This is a genomic window from Pseudonocardia sp. ICBG1293 (assembly GCF_020131355.1).
In the GTDB taxonomy this organism is placed as follows: domain Bacteria; phylum Actinomycetota; class Actinomycetes; order Mycobacteriales; family Pseudonocardiaceae; genus Pseudonocardia.
The window spans coordinates 65,003-80,710 of record NZ_JAHLEL010000060.1; the positions used below are offsets into that span (position 1 = coordinate 65,003).

The 15,708-nt window shown below is 68.5% G+C and carries 21 protein-coding genes, 1 tRNA gene and 1 pseudogene; 11 read left to right on the plus strand and 12 right to left on the minus strand.

Going from position 1 to position 15,708, the window contains the following annotated elements; all coding sequences use genetic code 11:
- Positions 1 to 37: 37 nt before the first annotated feature.
- Positions 38 to 196, plus strand: coding sequence for an IS3 family transposase (locus KPF47_RS41210; protein WP_224392823.1), 159 nt, complete (start codon positions 38 to 40; stop codon positions 194 to 196).
- Between the two features lie 105 nt (positions 197 to 301).
- On the opposite strand, the gene KPF47_RS34500 is transcribed toward KPF47_RS41210, so the two are convergent.
- From KPF47_RS34500 to KPF47_RS34510, 3 genes are all read right to left on the minus strand, one after another.
- Entirely contained in the window at positions 302 to 460 is a 159-nt protein-coding gene (locus KPF47_RS34500) for a hypothetical protein (protein ID WP_224392809.1), read from the minus strand.
- An 11-nt stretch (positions 461 to 471) separates the two neighbouring features.
- Entirely contained in the window at positions 472 to 801 is a 330-nt protein-coding gene (locus KPF47_RS34505) for an Lsr2 family protein (protein WP_224392810.1), read from the minus strand.
- A gap of 187 nt (positions 802 to 988) precedes the next feature.
- Positions 989 to 1,062, minus strand: a tRNA-Leu gene (locus KPF47_RS34510).
- A 526-nt stretch (positions 1,063 to 1,588) separates the two neighbouring features.
- On the opposite strand from KPF47_RS34510, the gene KPF47_RS34515 reads away from it, so the two are divergent.
- The 3 genes from KPF47_RS34515 to KPF47_RS34525 all read left to right on the plus strand — a co-directional run bounded on the left by KPF47_RS34515 (position 1,589) and on the right by KPF47_RS34525 (position 3,100).
- Entirely contained in the window at positions 1,589 to 1,891 is a 303-nt protein-coding gene (locus KPF47_RS34515) for a hypothetical protein (RefSeq protein ID WP_224389115.1), read from the plus strand.
- A 91-nt stretch (positions 1,892 to 1,982) separates the two neighbouring features.
- Positions 1,983 to 2,201 (plus strand): hypothetical protein, encoded by a 219-nt coding sequence (locus KPF47_RS34520; protein WP_224389114.1) that lies wholly within the window; start codon positions 1,983 to 1,985, stop codon positions 2,199 to 2,201.
- 524 nt (positions 2,202 to 2,725) lie between these two features.
- Complete coding sequence (locus KPF47_RS34525) at positions 2,726 to 3,100, plus strand: hypothetical protein (protein ID WP_224392811.1); 375 nt, start codon at positions 2,726 to 2,728, stop codon at positions 3,098 to 3,100.
- A gap of 12 nt (positions 3,101 to 3,112) precedes the next feature.
- On the opposite strand, the gene KPF47_RS34530 is transcribed toward KPF47_RS34525, so the two are convergent.
- A complete protein-coding gene (locus KPF47_RS34530; protein WP_224392812.1) occupies positions 3,113 to 3,637 on the minus strand; it encodes a nuclear transport factor 2 family protein in 525 nt (174 codons plus the stop codon).
- Between the two features lie 370 nt (positions 3,638 to 4,007).
- Here KPF47_RS34530 and KPF47_RS34535 point away from each other — a divergent pair, with 370 nt between their 5' ends.
- Positions 4,008 to 4,319, plus strand: coding sequence for a transposase (locus tag KPF47_RS34535; RefSeq protein ID WP_224388530.1), 312 nt, complete (start codon positions 4,008 to 4,010; stop codon positions 4,317 to 4,319).
- Entirely contained in the window at positions 4,316 to 5,212 is an 897-nt protein-coding gene (locus tag KPF47_RS34540) for an IS3 family transposase (protein ID WP_224388541.1), read from the plus strand. Before KPF47_RS34535 ends, KPF47_RS34540 begins: the two co-directional genes overlap by 4 nt.
- A gap of 210 nt (positions 5,213 to 5,422) precedes the next feature.
- On the opposite strand, the gene KPF47_RS34545 is transcribed toward KPF47_RS34540, so the two are convergent.
- The 3 genes from KPF47_RS34545 to KPF47_RS41215 form a co-directional block, all read right to left on the minus strand.
- A complete protein-coding gene (locus tag KPF47_RS34545; protein ID WP_224388541.1) occupies positions 5,423 to 6,319 on the minus strand; it encodes an IS3 family transposase in 897 nt (298 codons plus the stop codon).
- Positions 6,316 to 6,627, minus strand: a complete 312-nt coding sequence (locus tag KPF47_RS34550) for a transposase (RefSeq protein WP_224388530.1) — start codon at positions 6,625 to 6,627, stop codon at positions 6,316 to 6,318. The genes KPF47_RS34545 and KPF47_RS34550 overlap by 4 nt, the downstream gene beginning before the upstream one ends.
- Positions 6,628 to 6,761: 134 nt before the next feature.
- Complete coding sequence (locus KPF47_RS41215; protein WP_374108825.1) at positions 6,762 to 7,175, minus strand: transposase; 414 nt, start codon at positions 7,173 to 7,175, stop codon at positions 6,762 to 6,764.
- A 136-nt stretch (positions 7,176 to 7,311) separates the two neighbouring features.
- Here KPF47_RS41215 and KPF47_RS34560 point away from each other — a divergent pair, with 136 nt between their 5' ends.
- Positions 7,312 to 8,151, plus strand: a complete 840-nt coding sequence (locus tag KPF47_RS34560) for an IS5 family transposase (protein ID WP_224386569.1) — start codon at positions 7,312 to 7,314, stop codon at positions 8,149 to 8,151.
- Positions 8,152 to 8,182: 31 nt separating this feature from the next.
- Here the strand turns inward: KPF47_RS34560 and KPF47_RS34565 are convergent, their stop codons facing one another.
- The 4 genes from KPF47_RS34565 to mobF are packed head-to-tail and all read right to left on the minus strand — an operon-like array spanning position 8,183 to position 13,112.
- Positions 8,183 to 8,776 carry a plasmid pRiA4b ORF-3 family protein gene (locus tag KPF47_RS34565; protein WP_224386178.1) on the minus strand — a complete coding sequence of 198 codons (594 nt, stop codon included), beginning with the start codon at positions 8,774 to 8,776 and terminating at the stop codon, positions 8,183 to 8,185.
- 24 nt (positions 8,777 to 8,800) lie between these two features.
- A complete protein-coding gene (locus tag KPF47_RS34570; RefSeq protein ID WP_224388590.1) occupies positions 8,801 to 9,037 on the minus strand; it encodes a hypothetical protein in 237 nt (78 codons plus the stop codon).
- Complete coding sequence (locus KPF47_RS34575) at positions 8,988 to 9,440, minus strand: IS5 family transposase (RefSeq protein WP_224387966.1); 453 nt, start codon at positions 9,438 to 9,440, stop codon at positions 8,988 to 8,990. Before KPF47_RS34575 ends, KPF47_RS34570 begins: the two co-directional genes overlap by 50 nt.
- Positions 9,441 to 9,473: 33 nt before the next feature.
- On the minus strand, positions 9,474 to 13,112 hold the full coding sequence (gene mobF / locus KPF47_RS34580; RefSeq protein ID WP_224388592.1) for a MobF family relaxase: 3,639 nt from the start codon (positions 13,110 to 13,112) through the stop codon (positions 9,474 to 9,476).
- A 40-nt stretch (positions 13,113 to 13,152) separates the two neighbouring features.
- Between mobF and KPF47_RS39790 the strand changes: the two genes are divergently transcribed.
- Both KPF47_RS39790 and KPF47_RS34590 read left to right on the plus strand, forming a co-directional pair.
- Positions 13,153 to 14,025, plus strand: coding sequence for a hypothetical protein (locus tag KPF47_RS39790; RefSeq protein ID WP_305080495.1), 873 nt, complete (start codon positions 13,153 to 13,155; stop codon positions 14,023 to 14,025).
- Positions 14,026 to 14,111: 86 nt separating this feature from the next.
- A complete protein-coding gene (locus KPF47_RS34590) occupies positions 14,112 to 14,255 on the plus strand; it encodes a hypothetical protein (RefSeq protein ID WP_224388595.1) in 144 nt (47 codons plus the stop codon).
- A 270-nt stretch (positions 14,256 to 14,525) separates the two neighbouring features.
- Here the strand turns inward: KPF47_RS34590 and KPF47_RS34595 are convergent, their stop codons facing one another.
- Complete coding sequence (locus KPF47_RS34595; protein ID WP_178373325.1) at positions 14,526 to 14,792, minus strand: hypothetical protein; 267 nt, start codon at positions 14,790 to 14,792, stop codon at positions 14,526 to 14,528.
- Positions 14,793 to 15,193: 401 nt separating this feature from the next.
- Here KPF47_RS34595 and KPF47_RS34600 point away from each other — a divergent pair, with 401 nt between their 5' ends.
- Positions 15,194 to 15,409, plus strand: a complete 216-nt coding sequence (locus KPF47_RS34600) for a hypothetical protein (protein ID WP_224388597.1) — start codon at positions 15,194 to 15,196, stop codon at positions 15,407 to 15,409.
- A gap of 103 nt (positions 15,410 to 15,512) precedes the next feature.
- A pseudogene (locus tag KPF47_RS41220) lies at positions 15,513 to 15,686 on the plus strand (DUF5710 domain-containing protein); the annotation flags it as partial.
- Positions 15,687 to 15,708 lie beyond the last annotated feature (22 nt).

The following is a 15,708-nucleotide window of genomic DNA, read 5'->3' on the forward strand; positions in this document are numbered from 1 at the left end:
CGCGGCGGAGGCGTTCTTCTCCAGCCTGGAGTGGGAAGTGCTGTCCCGCAACGACTTCGACACCACTGCGAAGGCTCGGGCGGTGGTTATCGACTGGTGCTACGGCTTCTACAACCACCGGCGACGACACAGCGCCGCCGCCGGGCTCGCACCGATCGTCTACGAGAACGCCGCCCTCACTCGAGACGCGGCATAGGGAACCCTCCACGATCTCGGGGGAACCACAGACCGCGGGGTTGAACTCCGGGAACGCCGCCGTCGGCGTCACCACCCACACCTCTTCACACTCGCCACCCGGACCTCACTCACCAACACCGCCACCGAACCCGTAGTCGTAGTCGTAGTCGTAGTCGTCATCGCCGAACCCGACCCGCCGATCATCGGCATCCACCCCCACCACCAGATCCCCAGTGAAGCCCTCAGCGAAGCTGGTCTTCTCTCGGTCGTCTCCGACAACCATCGCTGCCCTGCTCAGTTGCTCTGGTGGTAGGCGGTGACCACGTGCGCCGGAATCCTGCCCCGCTCAGAAATCGGATAGTCGTTGTTGCGAGCCCACTCCCGGATCGCCCGATTCTCCGCACGCCCCAGCCCCGACCCGCTGCGCCGCACACTCTTCACGCCGGTCCCCGTGTCCCGCCGCGCCGCCGCCACAAAATCCGCCACCGCCGACCGGAACAACTCCACGTTCTCCGACTTCAAATCAATCACATACGACTTCCCCTCCACCCCGAACCGCACCGTCTCATCCGCCGGACCCCCCTCCAGGTCATCCACCAACTCCACCCGAGTCACCTGAGCCATAACCCTGACCTCACATCCCGAACCGCACCGTGACAGCCACCCCGAATCAGGGCAACCCGAACAAGAGTAAACACTACAGAAATAAGTCGGCCGGTGCGACGGCTCCGCGCCCCTGAAACCGTTCGCCGGAATACGATGGTCCGGCGAGGTGACCGGCCGGAATGACATCTGCTCAGCACCCCGACGGTGCCCCTGGTCGGAGTCGAACCGACACCGGTGACCCGTTTAAGGGGCCTGCCTCTGCCATTGGGCTACGGGGGCCACAGCTGTCAGCAGCGACAGCGCGGCCTGTCGAGGCCGACCCGTGGTCTCCGCGATTCTAGTCTGGATCTGCGGCTGACCGGCGCCGTTCGAGGTCCTCGACGCGGGCCCGATCGAACCACGACCGCCACTCCAGTGCTGATCCTTTACCGGCACCTGTCTGTCATCCGGGCCACCACCATCGACGCCTACCATCGCCCCGACGGCGACCATCGACGGCGTGACGTCGCCACCACCGCCTCCGACGCCATCCCGATCACCCAAACCGGGCACCTCGCACCCGGCCACCACAACAGCGAGGCACTCCCGCGGCCCGGGGAGCCCACGGCGTCGTGACTCTGCCGACCCATCGAGGTGACTTCACTCCGACAATCTGGTCAACAACGCACATATCGCGCACAGTGAGCCGGTGGACACCCGCCGCAACACGGCCCCGCACCATCGCAGCGACCCGCGCCCACCAGCACCACTGCCGCGACACGGCAATACCGGCAGCGACAGCGCAAGCAGCTACCGGCCCGCTCGCATGAGCAGCGGGAGCGATGATGAGGTCGCGACCATCGTGCTCAACCGGGCCGCGCTCGACGACGCCCTGGCCACCCCACCCCGACGCGTCGAACGCGGCACCGGTCGCAGCGCTGACCGGCGCCGCCGCAAGAACGGGACCCGCCGTGACCGCGGCCCCCACGACACCACCGCCGCCACCCACGCACCCACCGCGCCCGGAGCGACGCCCGTACCAGCCAACGCCGGGATCTGGCTCGCCGTCGTCGCCGTCGGGCTCGCTCTCGTGACCGCCATGCTGATCATCACCGTCACCTGGACCTGACCAACACCACCAGAGCCCAGGGCAGCGCTGACCTCCTGGAACTCGACGTCACCGGCCTTCGCCACCGCGGGCCGGGAACGGGAACGATTGCATGAAAATCGGGCACGCTCTGCGCGTCGTCGGAACGAGCGCTGCTGTCGTCGCGCTCATCCAGACCGGGATCGCCGCCGTCGACTCTCTCAGCATCGAGAAAATCGGGAACTACCCGACCATCCACGCCTGCGCCGAGGCCGAACGCACCACGCCCGACATCGGGATCTGCGACGAACAGCCCGACGGCACCTTCACCCTGCACATCGTGCCGAAGTAGAGGCCGCCAGCAGACAGCGTCCCCACTACGCCGCGACCAGTTCATGACCACCACAGAGTGAGGCCTGTGCAACGAACCCGTGCGGTTCAGCAGAGGGCCAGGGCACGCCGAGTCCTGGTCTGGATCTGGGTCGTGGGCACGTCGACCCGGACCGCAGCCCGCCCCCGGGCGGGCCAGGACCGGAAGCGACGCGGCAGCACCGCGGTGTCCACACCTCACCAGCCAGACGGTGCCGCTCCCACCCTGCCGCGGCCGTCCGTCAGGGCCGCCCTGTCGGGGCCTTGTACGGGTGGGTCGGGGCCTGTGTGATGGGTGCTCCGGACCATCGCCGCCGGGAACATCCCGATCACCGAAACCGGGCACCTCGATCACCCAGAGTGAGTGAACAACGGCCGGTGAATAGAATGATCGCCGTGCTCACTTCACCGCCACCCACCCGGCCGCCGGGCCGGGCTCGTGAGGCGCTGGTCATCGCCCGCCAAGATTTCGATCTGCCTGGTAAAGACCTCCACCAGGCTGCGGAGGTGCTCGCCGGGCACTTCACCGGGCTGCTGCGCCGCGGCGTTCTGTCCCGCGCGGTCGCCGAGGTGATCGGAAACCCGGCCCGCTGGGGCCACAAGCGTCTCCTCCTCACCGTGCAGATCGACGTCGTCGCCCGCGACACCGTCGCCGGGCTCGCGACCGCGCTCAACACCATCCGCGACGGTTTCCGCCTGCTCCCGGCCGCGCTGCCCGACCAGTTCACCACCACCGAGATCGAACACCTCGCCAGCAGGATCATCGGCGCCGACGACCTCCAGGTCACCACCCACCACGACAGCCGCGCCAGCGGCGATCGCCGAGCGCACCAGTCCCTCAGTACAGGGCGTCTCCCGGCGCGACCACCGCGGCCAAGGTGAACGGGAACGCCTTTACCGATGCCCCGGAGCCTGTGAGGTCGCAGTGCCGGGGACCATCGGGTTGCCGTTGGCGGTGTCGGCGGGGATGGCTTGGATGACGTCCCAGTGCTCGACGATCTTCCCGTTCTCCACGCGGAAGAAGTCCGCGACCGCGGACCGCTGCCCGTCCTTCTCGATGGACTCGGCATGCACCACCACGATGTCGCCTTCGGCGACCACGCGGCCGATTCTGAATGTCACCCCGTCTTTCACATACGGGCCCATCGTGTCCACGAACGCCGCCCGCCCGTTGGGGACCTGCGGATTGTGCTGGATGTAGCTCTCCGCGACATAGATCTGCGACGCCCCGGCAACGTCGCGGTGGACGAACGCTTGGGTGTAGAAATCGGTGACCAGCTTCGCGTTACTCCCGACCGGCACCGGAGCCGACGTCGAAACCGGTGACGCCGACTCCGCAGGATGGGCATGTCCAGCGTGCTCCTGCTCACCCGAGCTGCACCCCGCAGCAGCCAGCAGCACCGCTGCCCCTGCGACCATCCTCAGCACCGGTCGTGCCCCTGCCTGCCGTGTCATCGTTGTTGTACTCATCACCCGGTATCCGTATCTCATTCCGGACCGGGCTGCTGACCATCTTCACCCGTGCGAGGCACCGTGGCCTGCCTCCGGAACGGGCTCATCCGGTGCTTCTGGCTGCAGGGCCGCGCGCCAGGCCAGGTCTTCGGTGCGGGCGCGATCGAACCACGGCCGCCACTCGACAGTTTCCAGCCGCCGTCCGGGGTCCCGTCCGGGGGCTCGGTGCTCCGGGCGGTCGCAGACACCACCGCGCGCGGTGTCGGGTGAGGTTCCCCCGCTTTGCCGGAGTGTCTGAACACTGGTTCGATCTTGAGGGCCAGGAAGGAAGGCACTGGTGCCCGCACCGAAAAAGTACCCCGATGAGCTGCGCGAACGAGCGGTTCGGCTGTATCGGGAGTCCGACCCTCGCCCGACGTTCCGGGGGCTCGCCGAGCAGCTCGGGGTGCATCACGAGGCCCTGCGCAACTGGGTCCGTCAGGCCGAGGCAGACACCGGCGAGCGCCATGATCGGCCGTCGACCGACATGCTCGCCGAGAACCGCCGGCTCGCGCGGGAGAACGCTGAGCTGCGGCGGGTCAACGAGGTCCTGCGCGCGGCGAGCGCCTATTTCGCCAGCGAGATCGGCCCGACCCGGAGGAAATCATGAGCTTCGTCGATGCCCATGATTTCCCCGCCGGTCTCGTACTACGGGTCCTGAACATCGCGGCCTCGACCTACTACGACTGGCGCGCCCGCCGCGCGAACCCCTCTCAGCGGCAGCTCGACGACGCCGTCCTGCTTGAGCAGATCGTGAAGATCCGCTCGGTGAGCGAGTTCGCCACCACCTACGGATCCCCGCGGGTGTGGCTGGAGCTGCGCCGCCAGGGCGTGCACGTCGGGCGCAAGCGCGTCGCTCGGATCATGCGCGAGCACGGCCTTCAGGGCGCGCACCTGCGTCGCGGCTGGAAGGGCGGCTCGACCCGGCAGAATCCGGCCCACCGCCCGGCGCCGGACCTGCTCGAACGCGACTTCACCGCGACCGCGCCCAACCGGGTGTGGGTGGCGGACCTGACTCGCATCGTCACCGGTGAGGGCGTGTTGTGGCTGGCCTCGGTGCGGGACGCGTTCTCCAACCGGGTCGTCGGCTGGGCCACCGACCCGCGAGCCACGACGGTGCTGGTGCTGACCGCGCTCAACCACGCGCTGCGCTCCCGGAGCCTGCGTCCCGGTCAGTTGATCTTTCACAGCGACAAGGGGGCCCAATACACGGCACTGCGATTCACTCAGCGCCTGGTCGACGCGGGTGTCGCCCCGTCGACAGGGTCCACAGGGGACAGCTATGACAACGCCCTCGCCGAGAACCTGTGGTCCACGCTCAAGATCGAGCTGCTCTACTGGCCCGGGACGGGCTTCGCGACCCGCTGCGAGGCCGAGCATGCGCTGATCCGCTACCTCGACGGCTGGTACAACCCGCGCCGGATCCAGGCCCGCCTCGGAGGGCTCTCACCCGACGAGTACGAAGACGACTATCGTCGCGCCCAGCGCGACGCCGACAGGTAACCCGCACTCCGGCAAACCGGGGGAAGCTCAGGGGGCATCGAACGCAGCGTAGGCATGTGCCACCCAGCGGGTGTGCCACTCCGCGGCCTGGAAACCGGAGCCGAGCCGGCCGTAAGCCTGCCGGTAGGCGGTGTGTAGCCAGGACAGGGTTTCGCGGCCCCAGGTGTGAGCGGGCTAGGGTGAGCTTCCCCCGGTTTGCCGGAGTGCGGGTTACCTGTCGGCGTCGCGCTGGGCGCGACGATAGTCGTCTTCGTACTCGTCGGGTGAGAGCCCTCCGAGGCGGGCCTGGATCCGGCGCGGGTTGTACCAGCCGTCGAGGTAGCGGATCAGCGCATGCTCGGCCTCGCAGCGGGTCGCGAAGCCCGTCCCGGGCCAGTAGAGCAGCTCGATCTTGAGCGTGGACCACAGGTTCTCGGCGAGGGCGTTGTCATAGCTGTCCCCTGTGGACCCTGTCGACGGGGCGACACCCGCGTCGACCAGGCGCTGAGTGAATCGCAGTGCCGTGTATTGGGCCCCCTTGTCGCTGTGAAAGATCAACTGACCGGGACGCAGGCTCCGGGAGCGCAGCGCGTGGTTGAGCGCGGTCAGCACCAGCACCGTCGTGGCTCGCGGGTCGGTGGCCCAGCCGACGACCCGGTTGGAGAACGCGTCCCGCACCGAGGCCAGCCACAACACGCCCTCACCGGTGACGATGCGAGTCAGGTCCGCCACCCACACCCGGTTGGGCGCGGTCGCGGTGAAGTCGCGTTCGAGCAGGTCCGGCGCCGGGCGGTGGGCCGGATTCTGCCGGGTCGAGCCGCCCTTCCAGCCGCGACGCAGGTGCGCGCCCTGAAGGCCGTGCTCGCGCATGATCCGAGCGACGCGCTTGCGCCCGACGTGCACGCCCTGGCGGCGCAGCTCCAGCCACACCCGCGGGGATCCGTAGGTGGTGGCGAACTCGCTCACCGAGCGGATCTTCACGATCTGCTCAAGCAGGACGGCGTCGTCGAGCTGCCGCTGAGAGGGGTTCGCGCGGCGGGCGCGCCAGTCGTAGTAGGTCGAGGCCGCGATGTTCAGGACCCGTAGTACGAGACCGGCGGGGAAATCATGGGCATCGACGAAGCTCATGATTTCCTCCGGGTCGGGCCGATCTCGCTGGCGAAATAGGCGCTCGCCGCGCGCAGGACCTCGTTGACCCGCCGCAGCTCAGCGTTCTCCCGCGCGAGCCGGCGGTTCTCGGCGAGCATGTCGGTCGACGGCCGATCATGGCGCTCGCCGGTGTCTGCCTCGGCCTGACGGACCCAGTTGCGCAGGGCCTCGTGATGCACCCCGAGCTGCTCGGCGAGCCCCCGGAACGTCGGGCGAGGGTCGGACTCCCGATACAGCCGAACCGCTCGTTCGCGCAGCTCATCGGGGTACTTTTTCGGTGCGGGCACCAGTGCCTTCCTTCCTGGCCCTCAAGATCGAACCAGTGTTCAGACACTCCGGCAAAGCGGGGGAACCTCAGGGCGTGTCTCCTAAGAGGTCATTTCAGAACGAGGTCGACGTGTCTGTTGTAGACGACAAGCGGCTATCTGACCTGCCGTTTGATCTGTCGTCGAGGGGTCAATGGAAACTCGACAAGTCGTTCTGAAACGACCTCTAAAGTGCGCAACCAGGTGACGATGGCCTTCAGTGCAACTCCGCCGCGGAAGGTCAGCGCGAGCTTGTCGTAGCGGGTCGCGAGGCCGCGCCACTGCTTGACCTCGCAGAACCCGCGTTCGACGACGTTGCGGCCGCGGTAGTCGACCCGGTCGAACGCCGGTGGTCGACCGCCGCGTGTGCCGCGTCGTTTCCGGTGTCCCTGCTGGTCAGCCGGCTCCGGGATGACCGCGACGATCCGTCGTCCGCGCAGGTGGGCGCGGATGGCGCGCGAGGAGTAGGCCTTAGAGGTCGTTTCAGAACGACTTGTCGAGTTTCCATTGACCCCTCGACGACAGATCAAACGGCAGGTCAGATAGCCGCTTGTCGTCTACAACAGACACGTCGACCTCGTTCTGAAATGACCTCTAAGAGGTCGTTTCAGAAGTCGGCGTGTCGGTCCTGTGTGGATCGGCGCTGGTAGCTGATCATGTCCGGTCGTGGCGCGGCGATCTTGTGTCGAGCGATTGGTGAGCGACGAGCTGTGGGCGCTGGTGGAGCCGCTGCTGCCCAAGCCGCGCAAGCACAAGCGGGGACGGACAGGCCGTCCGCGGGTGCCGGATCGGGCCGCTCTGGCCGGGATCGTGTTCGTGCTCAAGACCGGGATCAGCTGGAACGCGCTGCCCGCCGAGCTCGGCTGTGGGTCCGGAGTGACCTGCTGGCGGCGGCTACGGCAGTGGCAGCAGGCCGGGGTCTGGGCCCAGCTGCACCGGGTGATGCTCGACCGCCTCGCCCAGCAGGGCCTGCTGGACTGGTCGCGGGCGGCGGTGGACAGCGTGAGCGTGCGGGCCAAGCGCCGCGGCGAGGCCACCGGGCCCTCGCCGACCGATCGCGGGAAGGCGGGCAGCAAGTACCACGTGCTCTGCGACCGAGGCGGGCTCCCGCTGCATGCGCTGGTCACCGGGGCGAACACCCACGACAGTCGGATGCTCGCCCCGCTGCTGGACACCAACCCCGGCGTCCGCGAACGGGCGGGACAGCCGGGGCGTCCGCGACGTCGGCCGGACAAGGTGCACGCCGACAAGGGCTACGACTATCCCCGCTGCCGCCGCTACCTGAGTGGGCGTGGGATCGGGGTGCGGATCGCCCGGCGCGGGATCGAGGACTCCACCCGGCTCGGGCGGGTCCGCTGGGTCGTCGAGCGCACCATGTCCTGGCTGCTGGACTTCCGCCGCCTCGCGCTGCGCTACGACCGCGCCGAATCCACGATCACCGCGCTGTTATCGCTGGCCTGCGCCCTGATCTGCCACCGCCGCCTCACCAAGCCGAAGCCGAAGTGATGGTCGACCCAGCCCTCGCTGAGGCACTCGCCTACGAGGTCGGGGCCAGCGGCCGCCAGGCCAGCCACTCCAAGGCCCGGTCGGCCTCGTCAGGGTCGAAGCGGTGCGGGTCGAACGGCCCGCCCGCCCACTCCAGGCGCTCGGCGCGGTCGGGATGGTCAGGGTCGGCGAGCACGGCCTGGAAGTCCTCATACCCCCCGATCCCGCCGACGTCCTCGGGCGGGCACGCCCCCTGCCCGGCGACGCATCGCGGATAGCACACTCCCGGCTCGACGGCCGCGACCGCCTCGACGGTGATCTCGTGGGCCCAGTTGTCACCGAAGTCGTAGACGTAACCGAACCGGTCACCAGCCTTGACCAGCCGAAACAGCTTCTCTTTCGTCTCGTCGGCGACATCCTGTCCGGGCCAGTCCGGGTCTGGGATCCCGTAGCGGCGCCCGACGATCTCGAACTCGTGCAGATGAGAGTTCGTCCAGCCCATCACTGACTGCACCACCTCGTGCAACACCGCCAAGTCGACCTCGCCCGGCACCTGCACCCGACGCCGGACCGCCGGCACCACCTCGGTCAGGACGATCTCCAACTCGAAAATCTTCGTCTTCTCAGACACACGAGGCGCGACCATCAGCCGATGCTGCCAGCCCCGCCGTCACCGGCAGAACCGGGCCCACCACTTCTGAAACGACGTCTTATCTGCGCGGACCCGCTCGGGTCGGGTCCGCGGTCGGCCCGGACCGACCCGTCCGACGCTCAGATGTGACATCAGGTGCGCGAACATCGGGGCGTCACCGGCCTGGCCAGGGCCGACCAGTACGACCAGCGGGCGGCCGTGTCCGTCAACGAGCTGGTGGATCTTCGTGCCGAGCCCTCCGCGGGAGCGGCCCAACGCGTGATCGGGCGGCTCGATCAGCAGATTCTTGTAGTTCGATCCGGCCCCCTGTGTCCCGCTGCAGGGTCGCGGCGTGTTGGTGAGCGCGGATGATCGTCGAGTCGACCGACACGGCCCAGTCCACGAGACCGGCGGAGTCGGCATCGGCGAGCAGAGCTGCGAGAACCTGGTCCCAGGTGCCGTCACCGCAGTAGCGGCGGTGGCGTTTCCATAGGGTCTGCCACAGCCCGAACTCGACCGGGACATCACGCCAGGCCAGCCCGCAGCGGAACCGGTAGATGATCCCCTCGATCACTCTGCGGTGATCGGCGAACGGGCGCCCTGGCATCCCGTCCGACGAGGGCAGTAACGGCTCGAGTCGGTCCCACTGGGCATCGGTCAGGACGGCACGGCGCGACACCTACTGATCATCGCGCAGGCCCGACCAGCCGGGTTAGGAGACGCGCCCTAGAACAGCGTCGATCAGGTGGCGGTGCTCGAGCTGCCCGACATCCCCGCCAAGGGCTTCGACCGCCCGGGTCCACCACGCCCGCGCATACACGTCATCCGCCGCCGGGGCCGGACCCAAACTCGACACTGAGTTGTCGATGCCCGCGTACTCCCGATATCCGGCCGCGACACCGACCCGCCGGACCCACTCCGCACGCTCACCAACAGCAGCAGGATCGGGGACCTGGCCGAGGTGTTCGACCGCCCACCCGGCCTGCTGCTCGACGGTCTGCTCTCCGAGTTGGCGGATGCGGTCGACGATCAACGGGGCCAGCTCGTTCCGCTGTCGATCATGAATGTCATCGCCCGGGACGGTCCAGGTGTCGAACCGCCCAGCCGCACCGACCGGGTCCTCCGGCACCCGCGTACTGATCGCTCCGGCAATGCGCCAGCGCAACACATCCGACACGGACTCCGCACTGTCCAACTCCCGGACACCCGCGACCTGCCCCAGCAGCCGGCCCGGGTCATGCCCGCCCAACTCGGCATCGGCAAGCACCGTGAGCAGCGACCCGCGACCCCCCTCCGCCTCGACCCGGGCCGCGTTCACCGCACCCAACGCACCGGTCAACAGCCGGTCGGCCCGCTCCCGCTGCCCGATGCGGGCCAGGTCGAACCAGTCCCCAGCCAACGTCACCAACGAGCCGGCCTGCGCGCGGCCCTCAGCGCGGGCGGCAAGCGCGGACACCTGCGCCCCGGAATACTCGATCACGTTCGAGAACCGCGACCGCGCCGTCTCCGCCAGGGCTTCCGGGGTGTGCTCATCCGCGTCCCGGGCCGCGACCAGCCACACATGATTCTCGCCCCGACCCCGGGTGATCGCCGGATACACCGACTCCCGCCCCACACCCTCACCGATAACCGAATGACTCGTGTCCACGGTCAACGACTGCGCCGCATGCACCGTCCCCGCATAGGCCAATCGGAGATTGTGAGCAACGTAACTCGCAGGGAAGTGGGCGGTTGCTCCACTGCTGTCCTGTCCGAGAAGAAAGTGATCATTGTTTTCATCCCGGACCGCACCGACGATCGTGTAGATCTCCCGGTTGGTGACCGCACCACCCTCCTTCCCGTGGAAACCGGCCGGGAGGTCGACCCTCAGCGATCGGTCGTTGAGCCGGGCCTGCACCCGATCCCCCACCGACACCGGCTGCCCACCCGGCTCGCGGCCATGCACCCACCCGACCGACACGCCATCGACGCGGCCGAGTCCGATCAGCTCCTCCCGCAACCGCTCCGACAGCACCGCGGCCTGCTCATTGCCCGCCACGATCAACAACGACCGCCGGCCGGCGACGGTGTCGGCCAGCCACGCCCGCGACGCCCCCGCCTCCATCTCCTCGACAGTCCCGGCGTGCAGCCGGCCACGGGACAGATACTCGCCAACCGCGGCCGTGTCACCCGCCCGGACCTGCAACGACGCCGCCCTCTCCCACCCCTGCTCGAACCGGTGCACCGTCTGCAGCTCCGTCACCGACGACGCCGTATCGACGAGATGGGAGAACAGCCCACCCGCGCCGACCGCACCCAGCTGCTCCGGGTCCCCGGTGAGCACAACCTTCGCCCCCGCACCCGCCGCCAGCCGAGTGATCAGGTGCAGATCCGCGGTGGAGGTCATCCCCGCCTCATCCACGATCACCAGATCCCCCGCCGAGAGCCGGTCCCTCACCTGCCCGTCCTCACCCGGGGCGAACCGGCCGGCGAACACAGCGGTGTTGATCGCATCAATGTGGTCATCGGCGAGGTTGTTCGCCGCAATCTGCGACGTCGTCAACCCGAGCACCCGACCGCCGACCTCGCGGGACCACACCTGCGCCAGCGCGGACATGGTGCGGGACTTCCCCGCCCCCGCCGGGCCCACGACAACGTCACCTGCAACCCGGGAGGTCAACACCGTCAAAGCGGCGCGGACCTGATCAGCGCTCAGGCCGAGCACCGACAGCTCCGCCCGCACCCCCGCAGTCCTCTCCGCAGCCAGACCGACATCCAGCGCGGACGACACCCGTCCGACCACGGCTTCTTCCCGTCCGAGGTGCGCGGCCGAGGTGTAACGCTCCCGATGGGCACCCCGCAGCACATACCCGCCGTCCCCGACCACCCTCGACCCGTCAGCGCCCACCCGCGCACCCCGGTCACGGCGCAACCCATCCGGTACCGGGGCAGGCTCGGTCATCGACACCTGCACCACATCCGCACGCCCCACCGCCTCCCGAGCAAGGTCAAGCAGCGCCGCACCCCGCTCAGCATCCGACGCCCCGTCCAGCCCGACGACCTCCCACCGGTCCCCGATCTGAGCTTTGACCGCCAACGTCAGGTTCCCGATGTCCCACACCGCATACAACGCCGACACCCGCGCCACCGCCGCCGCCAACACCGCAGCCCGCCCCACCGGCTCATCAGTGCCGGCACCGCCGCTACTGCTGCTGCGTGCTGCGGCTTCCGCGGTCTCCGACAACACCCCGACCGCAGCATCAGCATGCTTACGCGCCCACCGCGCCAACGCCCGCGGCCCCGCATCCACCGACTTCGGCGCCCGTGTCTCCAACGCCGCCAACCGTGCCACGCGATGCAACACCACCGGAGAAAGCTCCCCGCCCCCCGCACGCGCCGACAACTCCGCCTTCAGCGCCTCGACACGATCCTCGAGCTGCCTCGTCCGCGTCGACGCCGCATCCATCAACCTCTGATCGACACCCGCGATCTCCCGGGCGAACCCATCCGGACGATCCCGCCACCCCACACCCAACTCAGCCGTCAGACGCTGCTCCAAAGCCTGCTGATAGACCGCGTCCACCGCCTGCTTAATCCCCCGAAACGACGCCCCATCCAACGCACCGACCTTCCCCCCAGAGGTCGCGGTGCGGTTCAACAACGCCGCATGCGTGTGCAGATGCGGCTCATCGGCACGATTCGTCGAATGCGCCCACAACGACCACACCGTCCCCCGGCCTTGCTCAAACACACCCATACCCGCCGCCGAACGCGGACCCGAATGACGCCCCGTCCGCGTCACCGCCACCCGCGCATCCGCAAACGACACCGCCGACTCCACCGCCGACTCATGCGCCGCCCGCACCCGCTCCGCATCACCCTCCGCACCCGCCGCCACCAAGGCCGCGTAATACACACTCACCGACTTCGGCGCCGCGAACACCCAATCGTAATACGCCACACTGCGTCGCCCATCCGACTCCGCAGCCCGCCGAACCTCCTCCACCCGCTCCTCAGACGGGACACCCTTCTCCCGCCCGAGCGCACGCTCAACACGCTGCTCCGCAGACAGATATTTCCGCGGCCGCGACCCGAGGAACTCCGGGTCCTTCTCCGACGAATCCGGATGCCGCAACTGACCGAACACCGCACGAACATCATCCGCCGCGACCGTCTCACCCGAGACGAACGACAACCCCAACCCGGCCATCCCCGTACCGAACCACCGACCCGCCGGCTCCCCCACAGCCACCGCCTTCGCGTAATACCCCGGCGCGTCCACACCCTCCCCCGCGGACTCGTGTGCGGCACAACCCGAACCGCGAACCAGGTACTCCACCGCACCCGCACCCACCGCGATCACCCGCAACACACCGACCACCCTACCCCACCCGGCCACAGATCATCAGACGATGCATAGGTCCTGGTCCTGGTCCTGGTCCTGGTCCTGGTCCTGGTCCTGGTCCTGGTCCTGGTCCTGGTCCTGGTCCTGGTCCTGGTCCTGGTCCTGGTCCTGGTCCTGGTCCTGGTCCTGGTCCTGGTCCTGGTCCTGGTCCTGGTCCTGGTCCTGGTCCTGGTCCTGGTCCTGGTCCTGGTCCTGGTCCTGGTCCTGGTCCTGGTCCTGGTCCTGGTCCTGGTCCTGGTCCTGGTCCTGGTCCTGGTCCTGGTCCTGGTCCTGGTCCTGGTCCTGGTCCTGGTCCTGGTCCTGGTCCTGGTCCTGGTCCTGGTCCTGGTCCTGGTCCTGGTCCTGGTCCTGGTCCTGGTCCTGGTCCTGGTCCTGGTCCTGGTCCTGGTCCTGGTCCTGGTCCTGGTCCTGGTCCTGGTCCTGGTCCTGGTCCTGGTCCTGGTCCTGGTCCTGGTCCTGGTCCTGGTCCTGGTCCTGGTCCTGGTCCTGGTCCTGGTCCTGGTCCTGGTCCTGGTCCTGGTCCTGGTCCTGGGTCCTGGTCCTGGTCCTGGTCCTGGTCCTGGTCCTGGTCCTGGTCCTGGTCCTGGTCCTGGTCCTGGTCCTGGTCCTGGTCCTGGTCCTGGTCCTGGTCCTGGTCCTGGTCCTGGTCCTGGTCCTGGTCCTGGTCCTGGTCCTGGTCCTGGTCCCTGGTCCTGGTCCTGGTCCTGGTCCTGGTCCTGGTCCTGGTCCTGGTCCTGGTCCTGGTCCTGGTCCGACCGGCAGACCCGAGGACGGAGGGCACCGGTGGAGATCGACCCGGTCGCCTTCGCCGACGCTCAAGCCCGCCGATTCACCGGCCGCCGCCTGCGCGTCGGCCGCTCCGCGGTCGTTCACGACGTAGCGCGGAAGGCGTGGATTGGCGACCTCACCCTCCCCGTTGCGGCCTGTAATCAAGGGTGGGCGGGGCTCGCCGCGACCGACGATTTGATGGCCACCGACGATCCCGCGAACTGCCGTAAGAGGTCATTTCAGAACGAGGTCGACGTGTCTGTTGTAGACGACAAGCGGCTATCTGACCTGCCGTTTGATCTGTCGTCGAGGGGTCAATGGAAACTCGACAAGTCGTTCTGAAACGACCTCTAAATGCGCCCTGACTCTCGGGCGCGTGACAGCGCGGCAGGCGCCGCCGTTTCAAGCCACCTTGTTCGACCTCGACACCGTCACCGATGACGACGATCCCAGGCGGGTCGAGCGGCCCGATTGACCACGTCGTGATGCTCGCTTGATCCCGGGGCGCAGGCCCGAGGTCGCGACTACCCTGAACCCGGTGAGTACACACAATCCGGACCCCCGGGCGAGTCGGGGAAACGCGCCGCGAAACAGGGTCGGCGCCCGCTACGATTACGCGCCGAGCTCGACGCGTTCGCGGTGAACCGGGCACGCCTCCACGAGGACGCCGACGAACGACGACGTGAGGACGAGGCGTTCACCCACTACGCTCACGCCCGCCGCCGCGGCGACCGCATCGAGGAAAAGCGCGACGCGGCACTGGCTGCGCTCGACCGCCGCCGACAACTCATCCTCACCGCTGCCGAGGAGAAGCTCGACGGCGTCCGTGACGAGCAGGCCCGCGCACTGGCTGCGGTTCACAAACGTTCCGGTGGGCATCGCAGCACCCGCGAGGTCGCCGTTTTGTTCGCGCTCCCGATCCCACACGTACGAGCGCTGCTACGCCGAGACTGGGACACCCGACCCATCGACAACAACGACAGCACCGAGGTCGGCACCGGCGGCGAGCCCGAGCACACACCGCGACCGCGGAGGCAACGGCGTGAGTGACATGCGTGCGGTCTCCCAGCGGATGGGACCCCGCGATCTACTGGTCGCGGTCTGTCAGAAGTTCCCGTTGCCCGGCAAGAATCTTGCTGCGGTCTCCCGGGTCGTCGATGCCCATCTCGGACGGCTCCATCGGCGTGGGCAGATCGCCGACAGCTACGCCGGGCCCGACCACGACCGCGGCACCGGACGGCCGCTCGCCCCGACCGATCCGGGTGGGGGACGTCCTCGTCGTGCGGGTCGAGGTCATCGCCGCTGATGTCAACCCGGGCCTGCAGGCCGGGATCGCGGCGTTGCGGTCCGGGCTCGCTGCCGCGGTCGCGGCACTGCCCGACCAGTTCGGTCCCGAACAGGCCGCGCAGCTACTCGCCACGGTCGCTGGGGACGCGATGAGCGTGTCCTGGGCGAACCGCACCGAGATCCGGATCCGGGACGGCCTGTTCCCCTGAACAGCTCCAGAAAGGAAACCCGGAGGACCCGCACGATTTATGCGATCCTGGTAACGGATCGTCGACACGTTCAGCAAGACTCAGTATCGGCGGAGAGGTGGTCGTGACCCGACAGGATGAGCCCCGACGCGACAGCCGGCAACGCAGCGAGCAGCCGCGGGGTGGGCGGTGCTGGCTGGATGTGCCGTTCGTGGAGAAGGACGAGGCGAAAACCGCCGGGGCTCGCTGGGATGCCCGGGCGAGGCGGTGGTTCGACCCGGCCCCGCCGACCGCTGCTCTTCAGCGCTGGGCTGCTCGAC